The organism is Synechococcus sp. H60.1, assembly GCF_047462335.1.
Taxonomy (GTDB): Bacteria; Cyanobacteriota; Cyanobacteriia; order Thermostichales; family Thermostichaceae; genus Thermostichus.
Genome location: NZ_JANSJA010000249.1, coordinates 6,403 through 10,606, shown reverse-complemented (window position 1 = coordinate 10,606; position 4,204 = coordinate 6,403). Strand labels below are relative to the sequence as shown.

General features: G+C 63.6%; 3 protein-coding genes. All 3 read right to left on the bottom strand.

Going from position 1 to position 4,204, the window contains the following annotated elements:
• Window positions 1-211 precede the first annotated feature (211 nt).
• From NW852_RS11805 to acs, 3 genes are read right to left on the bottom strand one after another with little or no spacing between them, the layout of a single operon-like run.
• Complete coding sequence (locus NW852_RS11805) at window positions 212-811, bottom strand: CPP1-like family protein (protein ID WP_414364806.1); 600 nt, start codon at window positions 809-811, stop codon at window positions 212-214.
• 33 nt (window positions 812-844) lie between these two features.
• A complete protein-coding gene (locus NW852_RS11800) occupies window positions 845-2,065 on the bottom strand; it encodes a cysteine desulfurase family protein (protein WP_414364808.1) in 1,221 nt (406 codons plus the stop codon).
• Window positions 2,066-2,122: 57 nt separating this feature from the next.
• Complete coding sequence (gene acs, locus NW852_RS11795) at window positions 2,123-4,081, bottom strand: acetate--CoA ligase (protein ID WP_414364810.1); 1,959 nt, start codon at window positions 4,079-4,081, stop codon at window positions 2,123-2,125.
• Window positions 4,082-4,204 lie beyond the last annotated feature (123 nt).

The following is a 4,204-nucleotide window of genomic DNA, read 5'->3' as shown; positions in this document are numbered from 1 at the left end:
CCTGCCTGCTTCAATCAAACCAGACCCTCACCCCCAACCCCTCTCCCTCAGGGAGCTAGCCCTCACCCCCAACCCCTCTCCCTCAAGGAGAGGGGAGTTAGGGAACGACGTAACGAACCGTTTCGTTGCTGTTTGAAGTGGCTGTATCTCAAGCCGGCTTGGGACGACTTGAATGAACAGGCAGCACAAATGTATACCTGAAGCTCCCCAACTAGCGCAAAAAGCTGGTTATCAGCCACATCACCCCAAACGTGATCCCCACCAACAGGGCACCAGGGGCGTCGCCGCCGGTGAGGGGAAGGGCAATGCCGTAGGCCAACATCAGTCCTAGGCTCAGTCCTGCCAGCGCCAAGAGCAAAGCGCGAAGGAAGCGGCGCTCCTTGCGGTACAGGAAATAGATGCAGGTCATCAGCCCCAGCGCCAGTTGCAGGGAGGGATACTCATCAGGGGCCAAGACAACCCAACCCACCAGTCCTCCCAGCAACACGGCGGGCCAGAGCACATCCGGGGCAGAAGGGCTATCCAGCCAACGGCTAATCCAAGGGGGATTTTGGGCAGCAGGACGGGGCAAACTCAGTTCCGTCTCCAGACGGGCAGCCCGTTGTTCAGCATAGCGAATGCGGTCGGGGACAGCGATCTTGCCCTCCTTGCGCAGGCGCAGGCGCTGCATCAGGATGGCATCGTAGGCTTGTTCCACCCGCTCCTGCTGCTGTTCATCCGCACCCAAGCTGGCCAGGAGCCGTGCCCGTGCCGATTGGATCTCCTCAAAGGAGGCTTCTTCGCTGACCCCTAAGACCTGATACGGACTCATCTCAGCCATGACGACCAGCCCTGTAACTCTCTATCACCTTAACCCAGCCGCCAATTCAGCGGCAGTCGCTGACGGCAGGGGTTGGGTTGCCTGACCCTCAAGGGATCCAGCAGCAGAGCGGAGGAGAGCCTGCAGGGAGCGGGCCACCTGCTCAACCGCAGCTTGGGTGGTGGCCTTGCCCAGGCTGAGGCGGATAGATCCCAGGGCCTCGGCCTCGGAATAGCCCATGGCCAAAAGGATGCGGCTGGGGATCCGCTGGCCGCTGCTACAGGCAGAGCCGGCGCTGATGGCGATTCCCTGGCGGCTCATCTCCCTCACCAGCACGTGCCCCGGGATCGCGGCAGTGCAGTAGCTGAGGTGGTGGGGCAGGCGTTGCTCCAGATCCGAGGGGCCGGTCAGCCGCAAACCCGGCACAGAGGCCAGCAACTGGGCCAGCTGCCGTTGCAACTGCCGCAGGCGGGCCGTCTCCTGCTCCAGCTCTTGGGCTGCCAAAGCCGCCGCCACCCCTAGGCCGACAATGGCAGGGATCCCTTGGGTGCCGGCTCGCAGCCGCCGTTCTTGCCCGCCCCCCCGCAGCAGCGGTTGCAGCTCCACCCCTGGGCGCACATAGAGCGCCCCCACCCCCTGCGGCCCGTAAAGCTTATGCCCAGACAGGGAGAGCAGGTCCACAGGCAGTTGCGCCAGATCCAGGGGGATCCGCCCCACAGTCTGCACCGCGTCGGTGTGGAAGAGCACTCCTGCCTGGCGACAAAGGCGGCCCAGCTCGGCAATCGGCTGCAGGGATCCCACCTCATTCTGGCCGTGGACGATGGAGACCAGAACGGTGTTGGGCTGCAACGCCTGGATCAAGGTTTGGGGATCCACCTGGCCGGCGGAGTTCACCGGCAGACGGGTTACCTCCCAGCCCTGGGCCTGCAACCGACGGGCGGCATTCTCCACCGAGGCGTGCTCGACGCTGGAGATGATGAGATGCTGGGGAGTGGAGTAGCGCTGCGCCACCCCAAACAGGGCCAGGTTGTTGGACTCCGTTCCGCCAGAGGTAAACAGCAGCGTCTCCGGCTCACAGTTGAGCAGCTCGGCCACCTGCTGCCGCGCCCGTTCCATGGCCATGGCCGCCCGTTCTCCCCACCCATGCAAGCTGGAGGGGTTGCCCCAACTCTCCTGCATCGCCAGCCCCATAGCCTCGATCACCTCAGGCCGAGGCGGAGTGGTGGCGCTGTGGTCAAAGTAAAGTGCGGGATCCAGAGGCGACATGCGAGCTTGACAACCCAGGACTCGATGTCCCCATCTTAGTGCCGGCGCGTTGGCAGTTCACACCCCTTGCCGCAGCCGTTCCAGCACCCCCAGGTCTTCGAGGGTGGAGGTATCGCCGCTGATGCCGGAGCCGGCAGCCAGTTGCCGCAGCAGGCGGCGCATGATCTTGCCAGAGCGGGTCTTGGGCAGCGCCTCGGTGAAGCGAATCTCGCTGGGGCGGGCGATGGCTCCGATCTCCTCGACCACATGTTGCATCAGTGCTTGGCGCAGCGCTTCGCCCGGCTCGTAGCCCTCCGCCAAGATGACAAAAGCCACGATCGCCTCTCCCTTGATCTCGTCCGGTCGCCCCACCACCGCTGCCTCCGCCACAGCTGGGTGAGAGACCAGCGCCGATTCCAATTCCATCGTGCCCAGACGGTGGCCGGCAACATTGATGACATCGTCCACCCGGCCCATCACCCAAAAGTAGCCATCTTCATCCCGGCGGGCGCCGTCCCCGGCAAAGTAGAAGTACTGCCCATCCTTGGGCGGGATCCGCTCCCAGTAACTGGAGCGGAACCGCTGCGGATCTTTGTAAAGGGTGCGCATCATGCCCGGCCAGGGACGGCGGATCACCAGATAACCCCCTTCTGGGGCCGGGTTCCCTTCCATGTCGACCACATCTGCCGCAATGCCTGGGAAAGGGCGGGTGGCGGATCCCGGCTTGGTGGGTGTAACTCCCGGCAGAGGCGAGATCATAATGCCGCCGGTTTCGGTCTGCCACCAGGTATCCACAATCGGGCAGCGCCCACTGCCGATGACGGTGTAGTACCACATCCAGGCTTCCGGGTTGATCGGCTCGCCCACGGTGCCCAACAGCCGCAGCGAGGAGAGATCATGCCGGCGGGGCAGGGCGTCGCCACTTTTCATAAAAGCCCGGATTGCCGTGGGGGCGGTGTAGAAAATCGAGATGCGGTGGCGGGCGATCAGCTCCCAGAAACAATCGGGTTTAGCAGGTCGGGGCGCCCCCTCGTACATAAACACCGTCGCACCATTGGAGAGGGGGCCATAGACGATGTAGCTGTGGCCCGTGATCCAGCCAACATCGGCAGTACACCAGTAGATGTCTTCTTCTTGCAAATCGAAGATCCACTGACAGGTGACGTGAGTGTAGAGGTTGTAGCCGCCGCTGGTGTGGACAACGCCTTTGGGCTTGCCGGTGGTGCCGGAGGTGTAGAGGATAAACAGCATCGCCTCCGCGTCCATAGGCTCGGCGGGGCAGGCTTCTTCTAGGCTGGGGGCCAGCTCATGCCACCAGATATCTCGATCCGGGATCATCGACACAGCTTGTCCTGTCCGCTGCACCACCAGGACTTTTTCGACGCTGGGCACCCCTTCCGCCAGCGCCAAGTCCACTTGGGGCTTGAGGGGGACGATGGCATCTTTGCGCCAGCCCCCATCGGCGGTAATGACGACTTTGGCTTCCGCATCCCGCAGCCGCTCCTTGAGGGCCTCGGCGCTGAACCCGCCGAACACCACCGTATGGGCTGCCCCGATCCGCGCACAGGCCAGCATGGCCATGACGGCCTCCGGGATCATCGGCATGTAGATCCCCACCCGATCCCCTTTTTGAATGCCCAGAGACTTGAGGCCGTTGGCCCAGCGGCAGACCTCGCGGTGGAGCTGCTCGTAGGTCAGGGTGCGGGTGTCCCCCGGCTCCCCCTCCCAGATGAGGGCGGGCTTGTGGCGGCGGCCATTGTCCAAATGGCGATCCAGGCAGTTGTAGCTGAGGTTGAGCTGCCCCCCCACAAACCATTGCGCCTGGGGCGGATCCCAGTGCAACACCTGCTGCCAAGGCTGAAACCAGTGCAATTCCTGCTGTGCCAGCCGCTCCCAAAACCCCAAGGGATCCGCTTCCGCCTCTTGGCAAATCTGTTGGTAGCGCTCAGGGGTGATGCGAGCCCGCTGCACAAACGAGGGAGGCGGCGGGAAAAGGCGTTTTTCCTGCAGAATCGACTCCAGGGCCGGTTGAGACATGGGGACAAGACCGGTACAGACAAAGGGATCCCAACCGCGCCGCGGCTCCCTACAAGGAACGACGGGAGGGAGGTGGGAATAGGATACCTACCCCAGCAGGGGTAGAGCAAGGGAGCGATCCCC

Coding starts and splice junctions, on each gene's coding strand:
- NW852_RS11805 (WP_414364806.1), bottom strand. CDS start 811: ATGAGTCCGTATCAGGTCTTAGGGGTCAGCGAAGAAGCCTCCTTTGAG.
- NW852_RS11800 (WP_414364808.1), bottom strand. CDS start 2,065: ATGTCGCCTCTGGATCCCGCACTTTACTTTGACCACAGCGCCACCACT.
- acs (WP_414364810.1), bottom strand. CDS start 4,081: ATGTCTCAACCGGCCCTGGAGTCGATTCTGCAGGAAAAACGCCTTTTC.